Genomic DNA, 618 nt, shown 5'->3' with positions numbered 1-618 from the left:
ATTAAATTTTGATTGGTTAACTTTTCAAAATGGATAATGTCAAAAAAATAGGGAAGTGGATAAACTTCATTCAACAAATCGTCCAGTTCGAAAAAGGTTTTTCCTGTAACTTTTTCACTCTGAATCGCAATATCTACATCAGAGCCCTTTTTATAATTTCCCATTGCCCGACTACCATAAAGAATAGCACGGTCGATTTCATCAAATTGTTTCAATGCTTTTAATATATAATCCATGTCCTTTTCTAATAACCCATACATATTTAATACTCCTCCAAGAGTTTTTCATATAAGGATTTGAATAATGGGAAATACACTTGTTGAATATCCTGAACAAATTTTTCCGTAAATTGCTTATCATATGCATGCGTCGTTAAATTTCGACTCGACAATGCCTCTATCCATACATGTCCATCATCAATAACTTCCATTTGGTACGCCTGCTTACTGGTTTCCCTCGGGCTTTTTACAATATATCTTTGTGCCTCTAAGTAATCTTTCAACACTTTGAGAGCCAGATCAAAAGTGATTTCAAAAAATTGAATAAGACCTGCTTTTTCAATTTCAGAAGTTAGTTCCAGAGAGGAGTATTTTCCAATAGCTGATATGATTTTTTAAA

The 618-nt window shown here is 32.8% G+C and carries 2 protein-coding genes; both read right to left on the bottom strand.

Annotated features, from left to right (window positions below):
* Positions 1 to 260 (bottom strand): nucleotidyltransferase domain-containing protein (locus LIZ98_RS17625; protein WP_227140430.1); only part of this gene is annotated, 260 nt, incomplete at its 3' end.
* Positions 261 to 262: 2 nt separating this feature from the next.
* A complete protein-coding gene (locus tag LIZ98_RS17620; protein ID WP_251250520.1) occupies positions 263 to 544 on the bottom strand; it encodes an HI0074 family nucleotidyltransferase substrate-binding subunit in 282 nt (93 codons plus the stop codon).
* Between the last annotated feature and the right edge of the window lie 74 nt (positions 545 to 618).

The sequence above is a fragment of the Caldibacillus sp. 210928-DFI.2.18 genome (assembly GCF_020554505.1).
GTDB lineage: Bacteria > Bacillota > Bacilli > Bacillales > Caldibacillaceae > Caldifermentibacillus > Caldifermentibacillus hisashii.
The sequence above is the reverse complement of the archived record's forward strand: the minus strand, read 5'-3'. Positions and strand labels throughout refer to the sequence as shown.